This is a genomic window from Streptomyces sp. NPDC005774 (assembly GCF_042871645.1).
Classification (GTDB): domain Bacteria; phylum Actinomycetota; class Actinomycetes; order Streptomycetales; family Streptomycetaceae; genus Streptomyces; species Streptomyces pratens.
Genome location: NZ_JBIAIV010000090.1, coordinates 1 through 15,897, shown reverse-complemented (window position 1 = coordinate 15,897; position 15,897 = coordinate 1). Strand labels below are relative to the sequence as shown.

Genomic DNA, 15,897 nt, shown 5'->3' with positions numbered 1-15,897 from the left:
CGGGCGAATAGACCTTCATCACCATAATCGGTCACCCTCTCCCGGCCCCCACCGGGGCCGGAGGTCAGGGTGTCCACCACCCGGGGGGAGGTCCCCTTGTCGACGAAGTACGGGTCGGTGGACAACTTGAAGGTCTCGGTGCGGTGCGGTTGCAGGCCGAACGCCCGCCAGATCCGCGACACGGTCGACTGCGACAGGCCCATCTCCTGGGCCATCGCCCGCGTCGACCAGTGCGTGGCGTTTTTCGGCGTCGACTCCAGCGTCTTGGTGACCACCGCGGCCACCTGCTCGTCGGTGACCGTCCGGGGGCCGCCGGACCGCGGCATGTCGCCCAGCCCGGCGATCCGGTGCTCGACGAACCGCTTCCGCCACCGGCCCACCGCATGCGGTGTCGAACCGAGCTGAGCGGCCACGTCCTTGTTCGACGCGCCGGTGGCGCAGGCCAGGATGATCCGGCAGCGCAGCGCCCAGGCCTGCGGCGTGGAACGGCGTCGCACCCATCCCTCCAGCGCAGCCCGTTCCTCGTCCGACAGGATCAACTCGGCCTTCGGCCGCCCAGTACGTGCCACCAGGCAACCCTACACATCTGAATAGAACTCTTGACTCAGAAGACTAGGGCGGCCGGAATGGCCGTAGTGGATCACATCTTTCCGTTGCGCGACCCTACCGACCGCCTGCGGTACAGCCCTCGCCGATCGCTCACTCCACCCGCAGAGGCAACCCACGGGTTCGGCTGCCCGTCTCGATGTCCGAGAGGGCGTTCGATCCGGCACAGACCACCGGAACGGACCTGCGCTTGACCAGGGTTGAGGAGAGAGCCTTGATACGTGCCCGGAAGGCATGGGTTACCGCGCTAGCGGTGCTGACAGTGGCAGGGGTGGCGCCGACGGGGGCGTACGCCGCCCCGGCTCCGCCGGACAAGCCCAGCGGAGCAGTGACACCCGACGCCGGGGAGACGCTGCCGCCCGGCTGGCGCATCGCCGGTGAGGACGGGCGGAACCACCTGGAGTGGCGCGCCCCCGAGCCGGTCCCCATGGGCGACTCCCGCGTGGAATTCCGCGCCAACGGTGCGCTCGTGGGCGTACCCGAGCCGCAGGACGACGGCCGGACCTTCCGTATCCCCCTCGACGAGGTCCGCACCGCAGACCTGGACGACCTCCAGGTCCAGGCGGCCGGGCGCAGGCTCGATGAAGCCCCGGGCGCGGGCGCGAGCCGCAAGGTGACGCCGCCGGCCCCGAAGCTCCCGCCCAAGCTCCCGGCGGGGACCGTCGACCCGGGCAAGGCCGGCACGTACGGCACCACCACCGGTGAGTACAGCCTCGCCTCCGTCAAGCTCCCGGGCCTCCCCGAGCCGGTCGAGATGCGCGGGGTCGTCGTCGCCCCGAAGAACGCCCCCGGCAAGCGTCCGATCGCGCTCTTCCTGCACGGTCGCCACTCCACCTGCTACGTGCCCGGCAAGGACGAGGAGACCTCCGGCAACTGGCCCTGCACCAAGGGCAGCAAGCCGATCCCCAGCCACCGGGGCTATCTGCGCGACCAGAAGCTCCTTGCCTCCCAGGGGTACATGACCGTCTCGATCTCCGCCAACGGCATCAACGGCCAGGACTGGAACGCCGAGGACGGCGGCGCGCAGGCCCGCTCCTCTCTGATCCGCAATCACCTCGGCCGCTGGGCCGACTGGGCCGCCAACCCCGCCTCCGCGCCCGCGGCGGTGCGCAAGGGCCCGAAGACCGACCTGTCCCGGGTGCTCCTCGTCGGGCACTCGCGCGGCGGCGAGGGCGTCAACCGCGCGGTGATGGACAGCCTGTACAAGCCGCCGGCCGCCCAGGACGGCTACCGGTCCAGGGCCCGTTGGAACATCCGCGGCACGGTCCACATCGGCCCCACCCTCTTCGGCCACAACCCGGTGCCCGACGTCCCCTCGCTCACGATCCTGCCCGGCTGCGACGGTGACGTCTCCGACCTCCAGGGCCAGGTGTTCACGGACGGCACCCGGGGTGTCAGCCGGGGCAAGGCCCTGCACAGCTCGGTCTACATGATCGGCGCCAACCACAACTACTTCAACAGCGAGTGGACCCCGGGCCAGGCCGAGGCCCCGGCCTACGACGACTTCTGGCACGAGCCCGAGTCGCCGGACCCGCTCTGCTCGCCCGGCGCCGCCGGGCGGCTCTCCGCCAACCAGCAGCACAAGGCGGGCGCGACCTACATCGCCGCCGCCGCACGGCTGTTCGTCGGCGGTGACGACCGCGTACGCCAGCTCGTCGACGGCACCGGCCGCCGCGCTCCCTCCGCCGACCCCGCCCGGGTGCTGACCCACGCGGTCGGCGGCAACCGTGGCGCAGGCTTCCTCCCCGACGCCCCGCAGGGCCCGCTGAAGGTCAGCGGCGCCCGTCTGTGCGACGCCGTCGCCTCCGGCCGCTCCGCCTGCATGGGCGAGAAGGACCCCGGCTCCTCGCCGCACTTCGCGCACTGGCGCCCCGAGCACGAGGACGGGCGCCGCGCGGTCGCCCTGGACTGGAAGAAGCCGGGCACGACCGCCCGCCTCACCCCGCAGAAACCGGTCTCGGTCAAGGGCGCGGGAAGCCTCGCGCTGCGCGTCGCCGTACCCCCGAACACCAGCGGCACCCGCTTCGACGTCAGCGTCAGGGACGCCAAGGGCAAGCGGGCCGTGCTGGGCAGCGTCCGTATCGACGGGCTGCCGGGAACCGACCGCACCGCCTCGTACTGGGCGCAGGAGCTCCGCGTCCCGCTCACCGCCGCGACCCGCGCCAAGCTGAACCTCAGCAAGATCGCCTCCCTCGAAGTGACCCCCAAGTCCCGCTCCGGCAAGGCATGGCTGATGGACGCCTGGTCGTGGAAGCCGGGCACGCCCGCGGTGAAGACCACGCCGCTCACCCGCGTCGACATCGGCCGCCTCACGGTCAAGGAGGGCGACTCCGGCTTCCGTACGTACCAGGTGCCCGTCCGCATCACCGGCAAGAACGCGGGCGCGGTCCGGCTGTACGTCATCGACCCGGACACCGGCAGGTCGACCGGCCGACTGGTCAAGGTCGGCCCCGACACCGCCGGGATCAAGGTCAAGGTGAAGGTCGAGGGCAACAAGCGCTACGGCTGGGACAAGCCCCACGACATCGCGGTCAAGGCCGTCCAGGGCACAGTCGTCGGCGCGGACGCCGGCGGTGTCACCGCCGCGAACGACGATCCGATGCCGAAGGTGACCATCGAGCCGGTGAACGCCGATGTCACCGAGGGCACGCCACTGACGTGGCGGATCTCCCTCTCGGAGAAGGCGGACATCGAGATTTGGGCCGTGGCCCAGCTGGTCCCCGTCACCGGCGGCCGCCCGGAGCTGTCCACGGCCGACGTCGACCAGGAGTGGCTGTCCCAGCTCGTGGAGGAGATCCCGAACCCGGCGGTCCCGCTCTCGCAGGTCCCGTACGGGACGCTGTGGACGGCGATCGAGGCGGGCGAAGAATCGACAGAGCTGACCGTCCCGACCATCCGCGACCAGGTGAAGGAAGGGGCCGAGTACGTGCGCTTCCAGGTGACGGACGACGAGGAGGCGCCGCTGGGCCCGCCGTTCGAGGGCACGGTCCGCGACGCGCCGTAGTCCGCACGGTGCTATTCCTCGCTGCTGCCGCCGCTGTCCGGGCGCCCGACGGGGCGAGCGCTCCCGGTGTCCACTTCGCCGCGGATGTGCTCGACTCCGCGGGGGTCACCGGGGAGCCGGCTGCTGACGATGCGGCGGAGCCGAAGGTGCTGTGAGCACCCGTCGGTGTGCCCCAGACCCATGCACAGGTCGGGGGCACACCGACGGCTGAACGGACCACGGACCAGCCTGCATCCGGCCCGCCACCGGGCGACCCGAGGAAGCTCGTCCGCTACGGCCAGGCCACATCGCTCAGGCCGTGTTTCAGGTAGCTGGTAGGTCTTGGGCGGATAGTTCTTCCGCCAGTTCCATACAGCGCAGGCGGGCTGGGGAGAAGTCGTAGGGCATCTTGCCGGTGGGCGTTGTCACGTTGGCGAGGATGTGATCGCTTGACGGCATGCCAGGAGTCGTGGGGATCCGCGGGGGTCTGGGCTCAAGCCCCCACGGGCGGGCCGGTGCTGCCGGTGATCTGGCTCCAGACGTCGAAGCGAGTGGTCATCTCGGTGCGGTATTCGGCGGCGGTCAGGAGGTGCCGCCGGGGCCGGAAGTGCGGTGAGATGCTGCTGAACGCGGCCAGGAACCGCTGGGCTCTGCCGGTACTGCGGAAGCCCTTCAGGGCACGCTCGCGCTGCCGCGTGGGCTGGTGGGAGTTCTCGGCCCGGTTGTTCAGGCCCTTGTGCGAGCGGTGTTCCACCGAGGGCATGACCTCGCGGTGCGCCGCGCTGTAGGAACGGAGCTTGTCGGTGACGACCACCCGCGGCACGGCCCCGATTCCTTTGAGGAGCCGACGGAAGAAGCGCCGGGCCGCAGCCTTGTTGCGCCGGTTCTGGACGAGGATGTCCAGGACGTTGCCGTCCTGATCGACGGCCCGCCACAAGTACGTCAGCTCTCCGTTGATCTTGATGAAGACCTCGTCCAGGTGCCACTTATCACCGGGCCGGGGCCGGCGGCGGCGCAGTGCGTTGGCGTAGGCCTGCCCGAACTTGGCGCACCAACGCCGGATCGTCTCGTACGAGACGAGCACACCGCGCTCGAGCATCAACTCCTCGACCTCCCGGAAGCTGAGCGGGAAGCGGAAGTACAGCCAGACGCAGTGGGAGATGATCTCCACCGGGTACCGGTGGCCCTTGTACGACGGCGGCGCGGACGACACGAGCGAACCCCTCCCCGGCACGACCAACTCCAAGATCATCCCAGGCCGGTCAGCCAACGTGACAACGCCCTTGATCGCAGTCCAGGCGCCGTCGTCGATGCGGGTGATGGCCTTCTTGACGGAAGCGTTCATCCGCACCGTGATGGAGAAGCGGGCGTTCAGGGCCCGGCAGGCGTTCACCACGTCGGCGCCGTAGAACGCGGAGTCCGCCCGCAGGACCAGCAGGCCGCTTGCGCCGCAGGCGCGGGCGGTGCGGATGGTCTCGGCGACGAACGCGGCTGCCCCGCGTGCGGAGTTCGAGGGTCCTTTGCGCAGCCTCGTTGCGGCGATCACCGGGGCGGCCAGCGGTGTGGAGACGACGCCGAGCAGCGCGTTCAGCCCTTTGACCTTGCTGTATCCGTAGCCGGCGCCCTGTTTGGCGTATCCGTGGGTGCGGCGGATGGTGTCGTCGATGTCCAGATAGGCCACCTGGTCCGCGCCGGGCAGCAGCGGAGTGTGCGCCGCGAGTGCGGGCAGGAACCGGCGGGCGACGGCGTGCAGTTGCTTCACATGGCCATGGGTGAAGGAACGCAGGAACGACCCGAGCGTGGACGGAGCCCGCACTCCGGAAAACAGGCGGCCCATCGCGCCGTGCCGCAGCCGGTCCATGTCCTCGATGTCCCCGCAGGGGGCAGCCCCCAGTCGGCGCCCGCGACCATGCCGCCCACCAGCGACATCAGCTTCGCCGTCGGGAAAGCGCCGGTGCCGTCCTGCGAGCGAGGCAGCCGGATGTACTCGTCGGCCAGGGCGGGCAGACCGCACCGCTCGGCCAGCCGCACCACCGGCCCCAACCCGCCGTACGCGATCAGATTCGGGTCATCGAACGCGGACGAGACCGCCGCCGCGGCATGGGAAGATTGCATCTCGGAAGTGCCTTGCCGATCGTGCCTGATGTGGTCCTAGAGAAACCCCATCATCGCAGGTCACAAGGCACTTCCTCGTTTCTGGAAGAACTATCCACAGGCATCAAGCCGGTGGATCCGGGATGAGGTATTCGGCAAGCGCAGGGTTCCGGTGGCACCAAGACTCCGCGACGTCAGCCGGACGGCCGTAGCCCGATTTTCTCCCCTTTGGGGAGTCGCCGTCAGGAGATCGGATTACTCAATGGCCGAGTCAAGCTCCATCGAGCGCGATCAGTAGCCGGTCAAAGCGGATCAAGTCCACGCAGGTGCCCGCCGTGGCCCCACGTACATCCACGAAGCCGGGAACGTCGGCCCGATTACGGCGGGCCGGGATCTTTCCTGTGCTCCGGGCGGCACTGTCACCACTCGTCGTAGTCGCCGAGCACCCGGAAACTGCCCACGACACCATCGTCACCGAACAGGCTCCCGTGGACGGTACGGGTCACAACGCCATTGGTGGCGCCGTGGGGACCCACGGTGGCGACCGGAGCGCCGTTGTCACAGGCGAAGCCGCGGAAGACCTCGACAGTCCTTCGGCTGTCATTGAAAACATTGAAGCTGCTGGAGCCCAGTCCGCTGGCCGCAGTGATGCAGCCCTCAGCGGAGGCGGAGTACACACGTTCGTTGAAGTAGATTTTTCCCTCTTCCTTGTGGCCGTAGCCGCGTCCGCCGCCCTCGCGGTCGCGGCCCTCGTCCTTCTTCTCTCCGCTTGCGCTGCCGCCGTTCGCGGGAGCCGCGGCAGGGGCGGCTCGTTGGACAGGTTTGGCCGCCCGTTGGGCAGATGCGGCCGCCTGGTGGACAGACAGGGACGCCGGGGCGGATCCGGAGGTCGAGGCGTAGGTGATACCGGTGGCTGCAAGGACCGCCGCGCCTATTCCGGCAGCGGCCACAGCAAATGTGCGCGTGGGCATGTCACTTCTCTCTGTCGCACGGACGTCGGCCGGGCGGCCGACCTGCGATGAACGTAACGAAGACCCTCATAGCTGTCATTTCGGACATGTTCAAGGTGTGACGCCATGGGGCCAGCCAGGGGAAAACGCAGCATTCACCGCATACCGATGCGCCGATCCGAGCCGCGGGGCCCGTGGTGCTCAGCCCTCGCGTCGGCCGAGGAACCAGGTGAAGTGAAGGGCCGGGTCACTGACCTGCGGCCGGACAATCGATCAACGCTGCGACCAGCGACTTACTGATCGTTTCAGAATGACGTTCGGAGTCGTCGCAAGCAGATGATGCTGCAGGCGAGTTGCAGCAGGCCGAGGTGGAGGTCGGCGCGTATCTCGTAGCGGGTCCGCAGCCGTTTGAACTGGTGAAGCCAGGCGAAGGTGCGCTCGACGACCCAGCGGGTCTTTCCCAGGCCGGAGCCGTGGGCGGTGCCTTTGCGGGCGATCTTCGGTGTGATGCCCCGGGCCCGGAGGAGGCGGCGGTACTTGTCGTAGTCATAGCCCCGGTCGGCGAACAGGCGCTTGGGCCGGTGACGGGGGCGGCCGCGGGTCCCGCGGATGTGCGGGATCGCGTCCAGCAGAGGCATCAGCTGCGTGACGTCGTGACGGTTTCCGCCGGTCAGGGACACCGCAAGGGGTGTTCCGTTCCGGTCGGTGATCAGGTGGTGCTTGCTTCCCGGGCGGGCCCGGTCGACCGGCGAAGGTCCGGTGTGAGCCCCCCTTTGAGGGCCCGGACGTGTGAGCCGTCGATCGCCGCGTCGTCCATCTCCAGCAGCCCCGCCTTGCGCGGCTCGGCCAGCAGGACCTCGTGCAGACGTGGCCAGACTCCGGCCTCGGTCCAGTCCCGCAGCCGCCGCCAGGCCGTCACGCCGCTGCAGCCGATCCGCTCCGCGGGTACATCGGCCCAGCTCACGCCCTTGCGCAGCACGTAGACGATCCCGCGCAGGGCGGCCTGGTCGTCCACCGGCAGCCGCCCCGGATACCGGCGACGACGCGGCGGACGAGGAGGGAGCAACGGGGCTACGCGGTCCCACAGGTCATCAGGCACAAGATCATCCGACACCCGCAGAAGTCTGCCGCCGGCTCAGCCCACAACCAAGCCCTTAGCTTGACTCTGTCGGGGATCTTGGAGTTTCCCGGTGCGTCGGGGTGACCGGTGGGCATGCTCGGGGTGTTCCGAGAGTCCATGCGGTTGTCGAGGTGTCCGTTGTCGCTCCGTCCTCGTTCCGGTGAGCAAGTCCCGCCTCTGACCGCGCAGATCGCGCGGGCGAGCAACCCGGCCGGTACGGCGGCGATGTGGGTGAGAGACCGTCTCGACGGGCTATGGCGTGACGAGGACTTCGCCGACTGGTACCCGCGTGATGGACGTCCGGGCCTCTCGCCCGCCCAGCTGGCCACCGTGTGCGTGCTGCAGTTCGTACTCGGCCTGTCGGACCGGCAAGCCGCCGAGGCGGTGCGCTGCCGCATCGACTTCAAGTACGCCCTGGCCATGGAGCTGGACGATCCCGGCTTCCACCACAGCGTGCCGGCCGACTTCCGTGACCGTCTCACCGAAGGCGACCGCGCCGACCATCTCCTCGACCTCGCCCTGGCCCGCCTCAAGGAGGCCGGCCTGGTGCGAGAGCGCACCACCCAGCGCACCGACTCCACTCACGTCCTGGCCGCGGTGCGCGACCTGACCCGGCTGGAGATGGTCACCGAGGCCGTCCGCGCCGCGCTGGAGGAAGTCGCCGGCGCCGCCCCGCACCTGCTGGATGAGCTGGTCGACGAGGATTGGGGGCGCCGTTACGGCCGTCCGGTCCGCCTGGGGAAGAACCCCACCAAGCCCAAGACCAGGATCCTCGCCACCGGCGACGACGCCGTCCGGCTGCTGGAGCACCTCTACCGGCACGGGGGCGACCGCGCGTTTGGCCCTCGTGTCCAGGCCCTGCGCCAAATCGTGGTGCAGAACTATCACCACGACGTTGCGGGGCACCTGCGCTGGCGCACCGCCGAGACGGAAGACGGCCCCGGGCTGCCACCCTCGTCCCAGGCGATCGTCTCTCCCTACGACACCTCGGCCCGCTATGCCCGGCACGGGCACCTCATCAGCTGGAAGGGGTTCTCCGCCCATCTGACGGAGACGTGTGCTCCCGATGGCCCGAACGTGATCACGGACGTGTCCACCACCGCCTCCACCACCCACGACAGCAAGGTCCTGCCCGGCATCCACACCCGCCTGCACCACCGCGGCCTGCTGCCCGCCGAGCACCTGGTCGACAGCGGCTACACATCCCTGCCCCATGTGGCACAAGCCGCACGTGACCACCAGGTCACCGTCTCCGGGCCGCTCCGGGGCAACCCCACCCGGCAGCACCGCCGAGGTGAGGGCTTCGCCCGCGACGACTTCCACATCGACTACGACCTCCGGCAGGTCACCTGCCCCCAGGGGCAGGTCAGCCAGGGCTGGCACGGCCCCTACCCGACCTCCTCGCCCACCGCGGCCCCACTGATCGTGGCCCGGTTCACCAAGAGTCAGTGTCAGCCGTGCCCGGCCCGCGAGCAGTGCACCACCTCCCGCGCAAGCCACCGAACCGTGGGCTTTCCCCCACGCGAACTCCGCGACCTGCAACTCCGCGTCCGTGCTGAGCAACAGACACTCGAGTGGAAGACCCGCTACGCGGTCCGCTCCGGAGTGGAGGGAACGGTCAACGAGTTCGCCCACGGACACGGCATGCGCCGCTGCCGCTACCGAGGCCAGGGCAAGGTCCACCTCCAGCACGTCCTGACCGCCATCGCCATCAACATCGAGCGCCTCAGCGGTCTCCCGGCGACCGAGGAGGCACCCCCTGCCCGCCGACCGACCGCCTTCCAGACCTACCTCGATCAGCATGAGATTCCCCGGCCGAAGTCCTGGCGCACCCTGGGCACCTGACCCCGGCAACTCCAAGATCCCCGACAGAGTCAAGCTTAACCAAGCTCATTCTGAAACGATCAGTAAGTGCTGCTCGCGCTCGCCGCAGTGCTGCACGATCGCACCGGCGGTGCCATGCCCGTAGCGGACGAAGGGGTGATCGTCGATCAACCAGGCCGACGGCCGCAGCAGCCGGTCGGTGCGGGCCGCCACACGCCGCATCACCTCGCGGTAGTCCCAGGTGGACTGGGCGACGAAATGCCCCAGGTTCTGCCTGGGGATGCCCAGGCGCTCCGCCATCGGCTCCACTGACTTGCGCTTGCCGTCCAGCATCAGCCCGCGCAGGTACTGCCGGCCGTAACCACGCTGACCTGCGTAGGCCAGGTACGCGAAGACATCTCCCGTGAACTCCGCGAGATCTGCGTTCAGTTCCTCGACTGCCTGACGGTCCATCGCTCCACCGTCCTCCCCAAAGGCATGGTCACGCAGCTATTTCGCGAACCGATCGAGGACCATGACCAAGCTCTGTCCGAGGGGATTGACACCGCCTTCCTCACCACCTGGCAGACCTACGGCTTCGCCCTTTTCGGCGCGGCCGCCCTGTTCTTCCTCAAGAACGCGATGCAGGCCGGACCACTCGTCGCGTCCCAGCCCGCGATCACACTCGGTGACGCCGGTGTGAGCCTGGCCCTCGGAATCACGATCTACGCCGAGTATGTGCGCGGGGGCTGGTGGCTCCCGCTCCAGCTGCTCGGCGCCGCGCTCATCGTCGTGGGCGTGCTGGCCCTCTCGAAGCTGCCGCTCGCCCGCGCACTGAGCAGCAAGGACCGGAAGCCGCCCCCCGCCGAGGCACCGTGAGGCCGGCCGGCACCCCTGTGCGACGTCCGGCCGTGCGGATCAGCTGCCCCACCCACGGTCCGCACCGGGCGTCCGGGTCGGCCACACCACCGTCCGCCGGCACCTCGATGCGCACAGCGGAGTCACCGCCGTGGTGCCCGACGAGGTGAGCCCCTGCCCCTGCCCGCGGGGGTGTCCACCGGCAACGGCTACGGCAAACTCGCCGGCACGACCCGGCTCACCGAACTCGGCACGCTGGAGACCCCGGTGCTGCTGACCTCCACCCTGTCGGTGTTCCGGGCAGCCGACGCCCTCGCCGGCTGGATGCTCCGACGTCCCGGCTGCGAGGAGACACAGAGCCTCATTCCCGTCGTGGGGGAGTGCAACGACGACTTCCTGTCCGACATCCGCTCACGGCTCGTCCAGGAGGAGCACGTACGGGCCGCCCTCGACGGAGCGTCGGACGGACCCGCGACCGAGGGGGCTGCGTCGGCGCGGGCACCGGCACGGTCACACCGGGCTTCAAGGCCGGCATCGACACCGCCTCGCGCACACCGGACGTGGGAGACCGACGCTTCACCGCGGGCGTCCTGGTGCAGGCGAACTTCGGCGGCACCCTGCGCGGCTTGGGCCGCACCGTGACCCCGCGGTCTCCGGGCCTCGAGCCCGACGATCCGGCGCTGGCGCCGTTGGCGGAGACCGGCTCCTGCATGATCGTGGTGGCCACGGACGCCCCGCTCGACGCCCGGCAGCTCACCCGTGTCGCGCGAAGGGCGGCGTTCACCCTCGCACGCACAGGCGCGGCCTACGGCCACGGCAGCTGCGACTACACCGTGACCTTCGGCACCCGGCCGAACGCCGTCGCCTGCGCAGCCGACGCCGAACCGGGCCCGCTGTTCGAAGCGGTCTTCGACGGGGTGGAGGAGGCGGTGCTCGACTCGCTGCTCGCCGCGACGACGACCACCGGATTCCACGACCGGACCGTGCCGGCCCCGCGGCGCGCACGAGTACGCGGGCCCCGGCCGATCAGGTCCGTCGTCCCCACGCCATCGCCATGCCCGGCCCGAGCTCGGCGAGCCGCGGCGAGTCCAGGTATGCGAGAGCCTCCTCGATGACATCGGCGTCGACCTGCCCCGTCGCCTCGAGCGCCGGCCGCATACGACTCCAGGTCTCGGACCAGAACCGGGCCAGGGGACTGCCGGGGAGCAGGGGCGGACAGAACACTTCCGCGGCGACGTTCCGCAGGTCCTCCTCGCTCAGGAAGCGCGGATACGCCGGCACACCGGAGATGTCGGTGCCGATCGTCGTCCCAAGGGCCTGCCACATGGCGTCCATGGTGCGCCGGTATGCGGAGCGGGTGCCGAGAAGGTCGGGCAGTTCCACCGTGTCACCGAGCACCAGTGTTCCGCCGGGGTTCAGCCAGCCGGCCAGCCGGGAGACGATCCGCCGGCGGTCGGGCAGGTGCATCAGGACGAACCGGGCGTGGATCAGATCGAACGCCCCCGGTCTGAGGTGCTCGTCCGTGAGGTCCGCGGTGAGCACCCGCAGCCGGTGATCCCCGAGAGCGGCGAGTGCGTCGGTATCCCTGTCCAGGGCGACCACCTCTTCGACGCCCGCCTCCTCCAGCAGCCACCGCGCGACCGTTCCGGTCCCCGCGCCCACCTCGAGGCAGCGCAGACCCGGCCCCGCGCCCAGCATCCGCAGACGGTGTGTGGTGAAGGGGTCATACACCAGCGCACCGGCGTCGATGCGCGCGGCCTCGCCCGGGCGCTCCGGTTCGAAGAGATCCTCCCCGTACCGGCCGCCGTCGGCGGGAGCGCCGTACGGGATTCGCGAGTCGATCATGACCGGACCTCCGTCGCCCCCGCGTTCCACCGGAACCCGAGGTGCGACTGGTCCCGGGAGCCGCGGTGCCCGCGCGGCCGGACTTTCGCCTCCACGGTCTCACAGCCTGCGCGGGGTGGCGCGTGGGCGGCCGGCCCCGCCCTCCGGGCTCGGGCGGCACTACTGTCGACGCATGAGTGAAGCACCCAGGTGTTCCGTCGTCGTCGAGCGAACCGGCACCGGCCACTTCGTCGCCACCAACGCCCGTGGCGGCACGATCCACTTCGGTACCGCCTCCGGCGATGGCGGGAACGCCGAGTTCACTCCGGTCGAACTGCTGCTCGCCGCGATCGGTGGCTGCACGGCCGCGGACGTCGACGTGGCCACCGCCCGGCACGCCGAGCCGGCCGAGTTCTCGGTCTCGGTGACCGGCGACAAGATCAGCGACGAGCTGGGCAACCGCATGACCGGCCTCGAGGTCACCTTCGCGGTCACCTTCCCGGACGGCGAGGGTGCGGACCGGGCCCGCGCGGTTCTTCCTCGCGCGGTGCGAACGTCTCATGACCGGCTCTGCACGGTCAGCCGCACGATCGAGATCGGTACACCCGTCAGGACGACCATCAGGGACGCCTGAGCGGGCTTCGTCGACACCGTGCGCCGGATCCCGCCCTACGAGGGCCCGTCCGAGGGGCCCGGGACCGCGGCCGGGGCGCGAAGGTTGCGCCGGCGCAGCAGCAGGGCGGGCGCCGCCACTGCCACGGCGACGGCCGCCGCGGCCAGAGCCCAGGGAACGCCGGACATCGCGTCCACGCCCACGGCATGGTCCACCGACCAGGAACCCGGGCCGGTCATCGCCAGGGGCAGTGCCAGGGCCCCGTATCGGAATATCCCGCCCGCCGACGCCGTTGCACCCCCATGCCGGCATGCCCGAGTCAAAAGGATCGGGCGGTGGCGGAAGGAGCACCTCATGGCACGCAGCACAGCGCGGCCCGTCGTCAGGCTGAAGTCGGCAGCCGGTACGGGAGTCACCTACGTGACCCGTAAGAACCGTCTGAACGACCCCGACCAGCTCGTCCTGCGCAAGTACGATCCGGTCGCCGGAGAGCACGTCCTCTTCCGCGAAGAACGATGACACCCGCCTCCCTCGCCCTCGTGCAGCCCCGCGGAAGGAGACCGTGATGAAGGTACGCAAGTCCTTGCGCTCGCTGAAGTCCAGGCCCGGCGCCCAGGTGGTGCGCCGACGGGGCGTGACCTTCGTGATCAACAAGAAGGATCCGCGGTTCAAGGCCCGCCAGGGCTGACCAGCCACCGCACCACCCGGACGGCCCGGTACTGCGCTCGCGGTACCGGGCCGTCGCGGCGTGGTACCGCGCCCGGTCGACGCGCGCCTGGCCAGGATGGAGCCCCACGCCCAGTCGGGGCGAGCGGACGTCCAGGAGGCGGAGATGGCGGTGGACCGGATCGGCATGGTCGTACACGGCGGACGTCCCGAGGCCGCGGAGGCGGCCCGCACGGTCCGTGCATGGTGCGCCGAACATGCCGTCGCCTGCAAGGACATCGACGTGTGGAACGACGGCGAACGGCGCAGCGCCCGGCAGGAAGTGGCGGCGGCCGGCGACCCCGGCCTCGTCGTCACCCTCGGCGGGGACGGCACCTTTCTGCGCGGGGCCCGGCTCGCGGCCGCCATCGACTCGCTGGTCCTCGGTGTCGACCTCGGCCGCGTGGGTTTCCTGACCGAGGTGCCCATGACCATGGTGCGTATGGCGCTGGACGCCGTGCACGACGACCGGCTCGACGTGGAGCAGCGCATGCTGCTGACCATGCGTGCCTCGTGCCGCCTGGAGGTGCCCTCGGACATCGAGGCGCTCATGAGCTACGGCCGAGGCCCGCTCCTGCCCCCGACCAGCGTGCGCTCCGACTGCGAGACGGGCGGCGAGTGGGGCATCCCGCTGGACGTGACCGCCCTCAACGACGTCGTACTGGAGAAGCTCGCCAGGGACCGGCAGATCTCGGTCGGGGTCTACATCGCGGGCCGGCTGCTGGCCTCGTACTCCGCCGACGCGCTGCTGGTGGCCACGCCGACGGGATCGACCGCCTACAGCTTTGCCGCCGGCGGCCCCGTGGTCTCGCCGGGCACCGAGGCACTGGTCTTCACACCGGTGGCACCGCACATGACGTTCAACCGGTCGGTCGTCGCCGCCCCGGACGAGCCCGTCGGGCTGCGGGTGCTCGAGCGCTCGGGCCGCGCCGCCGTCAGCATCGACGGCCAGCTCCGCGGCGTGATCGGCCCCGGTGACTGGATCGGCGTCTACGCCGCACCGCGCAGGCTGCGTGCCGTACGGCTCGGCCCGATGGACTTCTACGGCCGCCTCCGTGACCGTATGAACCTCACCGACGCGCCTGCCGCGGTCGCCGACGGCACGCCCGCACCGCTCTGGCCGGTCCGCAGTGCGCCGCCGGGAGACCTGGCGCACCTCGCCATGCCGGACGACCCGACGGCATCCGGGTGACGGGGTCCGTCACTCCCTACCCCACCTGGGAACCTCCCGCGCCCCCGGGGACGCGGCACTCGGCGCGGACTGTCGGCGGAGCAGGCCCATCAGCGTCAGGGAGCCCGGCCCGAAGAAGGGCGCTGTCACGTTGTTGAGGGTGTGAGCGCCTGACGGCGTGTCGGGTGTGGTGGGGCCGGGTTCCGGCTTTCGTTCTCAGGCCGGGGTGGGCCGGCCGGCGGCGCCGGTGATCTGGTCCCAGATGGTGAAGCGGATGGTCATCTCGGTGCGGTAGCCGGGGGCGGTCATCAGGTGGCGGCGGGGCCGGAAGTGCGGTGAGATGCCGCTGAACGCGGTCAGGAACCGTTGGGCTGTGCCGCTTGGAAAGTCATCGCTGCTGGTCAAGCCGCATATCGGTACTCGTTGATCGCTCCGCCGAGGATGCGGGTGCGTAGGAGTTTGCCGGGATGGCCGTGCTGGCGTTCGGCGGCGGGTTCCTCGCTCACGTCGGGCGGGAGTTGGTCCCGGGCCTGGTGAGGCCGGTGCCCGTTGTAGTGATCTTGGTACCGGCCGAGGACGCGACGCGCATGGGCCTCGTTCACGATCAGCACGTGGTCCAGGGCTTCCCGGCGGATCGTGCCGATCATGCGCTCGCAGTGGGCGTTCATTCGCGGCGCCCGGGGCGCGCTGAGCAGCACGTCCACGTCCTCTGACTGGAAGACGGCGTCGAAGGCCTCGGTGTACTTGGTGTCGCGGTCGCGCAGCATGAAACGCAGGGACTCCATCCGTGTGCCGAAGTCAGCGGCGAGGTTGCGCGCCTGCTGCACCGCCCACTGGCCGGTCGGGTGGGCGGTAACGCCGGTCAGGTGCAGGCGCCGGGTGCCGTGCTCGAGGAACGCCAGCACATACAGGCGCTTGCCCAGGACGGTGTCGAGGTGGAAGAAGTCCGCGGCAATGATCCCCTCGGCCTGGGCAGTGAGGAACGCGCGCCAGCCGGGGCCGGAGCGGCGTGGGGCCGGGTCGATGCCCGCAGCATTGAGGATCTGCCAGACGGTGGCCGGTGAGATCGGGTGCCCGGGGGTTCCCCCCGAGAAGTGGACACCAGTTCGTGTTGTTATGCGGCGAGTGTCATGTTAGCCGACTGCTTCTCGTAGGCGACGGGGCTGAGCT

15 protein-coding genes and 5 pseudogenes are annotated in these 15,897 nt (G+C 70.3%); 8 read left to right on the top strand and 12 right to left on the bottom strand.

The features are described 5' to 3' along the window. Positions 1 to 569 (bottom strand): helix-turn-helix domain-containing protein (locus tag ACFYQA_RS38115; RefSeq protein ID WP_388928187.1); only part of this gene is annotated, 569 nt, incomplete at its 3' end. 251 nt (positions 570 to 820) lie between these two features. Between ACFYQA_RS38115 and ACFYQA_RS38110 the strand changes: the two genes are divergently transcribed. Further along, the gene (locus ACFYQA_RS38110) at positions 821 to 3,610 is read left to right on the top strand and encodes a hypothetical protein (RefSeq protein WP_388223229.1); all 2,790 of its coding nucleotides are present in this window, start codon (positions 821 to 823) and stop codon (positions 3,608 to 3,610) included. A gap of 303 nt (positions 3,611 to 3,913) precedes the next feature. On the opposite strand, the pseudogene ACFYQA_RS38105 reads toward ACFYQA_RS38110, so the two are convergent. The 6 genes and pseudogenes from ACFYQA_RS38105 to ACFYQA_RS38080 all read right to left on the bottom strand — a co-directional run. Next, positions 3,914 to 4,006 (bottom strand): annotated as a pseudogene (locus tag ACFYQA_RS38105) (MerR family transcriptional regulator); the annotation flags it as partial. 76 nt (positions 4,007 to 4,082) lie between these two features. Next, positions 4,083 to 4,841, bottom strand: a complete 759-nt coding sequence (locus ACFYQA_RS38100) for an IS6 family transposase (protein WP_388928191.1) — start codon at positions 4,839 to 4,841, stop codon at positions 4,083 to 4,085. Between the two features lie 99 nt (positions 4,842 to 4,940). Next, a pseudogene (locus ACFYQA_RS38095) lies at positions 4,941 to 5,426 on the bottom strand (transposase); the annotation flags it as partial. Continuing rightward, entirely contained in the window at positions 5,348 to 5,704 is a 357-nt protein-coding gene (locus ACFYQA_RS38090; protein WP_388928184.1) for a hypothetical protein, read from the bottom strand. The pseudogene ACFYQA_RS38095 and the gene ACFYQA_RS38090, both read right to left, overlap by 79 nt. Before the next feature lie 398 nt (positions 5,705 to 6,102). Beyond that, complete coding sequence (locus ACFYQA_RS38085) at positions 6,103 to 6,654, bottom strand: hypothetical protein (RefSeq protein ID WP_388928181.1); 552 nt, start codon at positions 6,652 to 6,654, stop codon at positions 6,103 to 6,105. 284 nt (positions 6,655 to 6,938) lie between these two features. After that, positions 6,939 to 7,747, bottom strand: a protein-coding gene (locus ACFYQA_RS38080; RefSeq protein ID WP_388928178.1) for an IS5 family transposase whose coding sequence is annotated in 2 segments (ribosomal slippage) — positions 6,939 to 7,408 and positions 7,408 to 7,747 — 810 coding nt in all. Because the reading frame shifts where the segments join, the coding sequence is not laid out codon by codon here. A 144-nt stretch (positions 7,748 to 7,891) separates the two neighbouring features. Here ACFYQA_RS38080 and ACFYQA_RS38075 point away from each other — a divergent pair. Next, positions 7,892 to 9,598, top strand: a complete 1,707-nt coding sequence (locus tag ACFYQA_RS38075) for an IS1182 family transposase (protein ID WP_388928175.1) — start codon at positions 7,892 to 7,894, stop codon at positions 9,596 to 9,598. Positions 9,599 to 9,643: 45 nt separating this feature from the next. Here ACFYQA_RS38075 and ACFYQA_RS38070 read toward each other — a convergent pair whose 3' ends face one another. Next, positions 9,644 to 10,030 carry a transposase gene (locus ACFYQA_RS38070; RefSeq protein WP_388928173.1) on the bottom strand — a complete coding sequence of 129 codons (387 nt, stop codon included), beginning with the start codon at positions 10,028 to 10,030 and terminating at the stop codon, positions 9,644 to 9,646. Between the two features lie 24 nt (positions 10,031 to 10,054). On the opposite strand from ACFYQA_RS38070, the gene ACFYQA_RS38065 reads away from it, so the two are divergent. Next, positions 10,055 to 10,435, top strand: a complete 381-nt coding sequence (locus tag ACFYQA_RS38065; protein WP_388928170.1) for a hypothetical protein — start codon at positions 10,055 to 10,057, stop codon at positions 10,433 to 10,435. A 64-nt stretch (positions 10,436 to 10,499) separates the two neighbouring features. Further along, positions 10,500 to 11,406: pseudogene (locus ACFYQA_RS38060) on the top strand (P1 family peptidase); the annotation flags it as partial. Between the two features lie 34 nt (positions 11,407 to 11,440). Here the strand turns inward: ACFYQA_RS38060 and ACFYQA_RS38055 are convergent. Then, positions 11,441 to 12,259, bottom strand: a complete 819-nt coding sequence (locus ACFYQA_RS38055) for a methyltransferase (protein WP_326756342.1) — start codon at positions 12,257 to 12,259, stop codon at positions 11,441 to 11,443. Positions 12,260 to 12,431: 172 nt separating this feature from the next. Here ACFYQA_RS38055 and ACFYQA_RS38050 point away from each other — a divergent pair, with 172 nt between their 5' ends. After that, a complete protein-coding gene (locus tag ACFYQA_RS38050) occupies positions 12,432 to 12,872 on the top strand; it encodes an OsmC family protein (protein WP_388928168.1) in 441 nt (146 codons plus the stop codon). Between the two features lie 35 nt (positions 12,873 to 12,907). Here the strand turns inward: ACFYQA_RS38050 and ACFYQA_RS38045 are convergent, their stop codons facing one another. Next, positions 12,908 to 13,090, bottom strand: coding sequence for a hypothetical protein (locus ACFYQA_RS38045; protein WP_388928165.1), 183 nt, complete (start codon positions 13,088 to 13,090; stop codon positions 12,908 to 12,910). Positions 13,091 to 13,205: 115 nt separating this feature from the next. Here ACFYQA_RS38045 and rpmG point away from each other — a divergent pair, with 115 nt between their 5' ends. The 3 genes from rpmG to ACFYQA_RS38030 all read left to right on the top strand — a co-directional run bounded on the left by rpmG (position 13,206) and on the right by ACFYQA_RS38030 (position 14,748). Further along, entirely contained in the window at positions 13,206 to 13,370 is a 165-nt protein-coding gene (rpmG, locus tag ACFYQA_RS38040) for a 50S ribosomal protein L33 (RefSeq protein WP_109383499.1), read from the top strand. A gap of 46 nt (positions 13,371 to 13,416) precedes the next feature. Further along, the gene (ykgO, locus tag ACFYQA_RS38035; protein ID WP_019525784.1) at positions 13,417 to 13,539 is read left to right on the top strand and encodes a type B 50S ribosomal protein L36; all 123 of its coding nucleotides are present in this window, start codon (positions 13,417 to 13,419) and stop codon (positions 13,537 to 13,539) included. Between the two features lie 144 nt (positions 13,540 to 13,683). Next, positions 13,684 to 14,748 (top strand): NAD(+)/NADH kinase, encoded by a 1,065-nt coding sequence (locus ACFYQA_RS38030; RefSeq protein ID WP_388928189.1) that lies wholly within the window; start codon positions 13,684 to 13,686, stop codon positions 14,746 to 14,748. Between the two features lie 195 nt (positions 14,749 to 14,943). On the opposite strand, the pseudogene ACFYQA_RS38025 reads toward ACFYQA_RS38030, so the two are convergent. Then, positions 14,944 to 15,105, bottom strand: a pseudogene (locus tag ACFYQA_RS38025) (IS6 family transposase); the annotation flags it as partial. A 23-nt stretch (positions 15,106 to 15,128) separates the two neighbouring features. Further along, positions 15,129 to 15,803, bottom strand: a pseudogene (locus tag ACFYQA_RS38020) (integrase core domain-containing protein); the annotation flags it as partial. Positions 15,804 to 15,897 lie beyond the last annotated feature (94 nt).

Bases quoted from the DNA above. Each gene is read 5' to 3' on its own strand.
- ACFYQA_RS38065 (WP_388928170.1), top strand. From the start codon at position 10,055: ATGGTCACGCAGCTATTTCGCGAACCGATCGAGGACCATGACCAAGCT.
- ACFYQA_RS38090 (WP_388928184.1), bottom strand. From the start codon at position 5,704: ATGCAATCTTCCCATGCCGCGGCGGCGGTCTCGTCCGCGTTCGATGAC.
- ACFYQA_RS38030 (WP_388928189.1), top strand. From the start codon at position 13,684: ATGGCGGTGGACCGGATCGGCATGGTCGTACACGGCGGACGTCCCGAG.
- ACFYQA_RS38050 (WP_388928168.1), top strand. From the start codon at position 12,432: ATGAGTGAAGCACCCAGGTGTTCCGTCGTCGTCGAGCGAACCGGCACC.
- rpmG (WP_109383499.1), top strand. From the start codon at position 13,206: ATGGCACGCAGCACAGCGCGGCCCGTCGTCAGGCTGAAGTCGGCAGCC.
- ACFYQA_RS38045 (WP_388928165.1), bottom strand. From the start codon at position 13,090: ATGACCGGCCCGGGTTCCTGGTCGGTGGACCATGCCGTGGGCGTGGAC.
- ACFYQA_RS38070 (WP_388928173.1), bottom strand. From the start codon at position 10,030: ATGGACCGTCAGGCAGTCGAGGAACTGAACGCAGATCTCGCGGAGTTC.
- ACFYQA_RS38100 (WP_388928191.1), bottom strand. From the start codon at position 4,841: ATGATCTTGGAGTTGGTCGTGCCGGGGAGGGGTTCGCTCGTGTCGTCC.
- ACFYQA_RS38085 (WP_388928181.1), bottom strand. From the start codon at position 6,654: ATGCCCACGCGCACATTTGCTGTGGCCGCTGCCGGAATAGGCGCGGCG.
- ACFYQA_RS38055 (WP_326756342.1), bottom strand. From the start codon at position 12,259: ATGATCGACTCGCGAATCCCGTACGGCGCTCCCGCCGACGGCGGCCGG.
- ykgO (WP_019525784.1), top strand. From the start codon at position 13,417: ATGAAGGTACGCAAGTCCTTGCGCTCGCTGAAGTCCAGGCCCGGCGCC.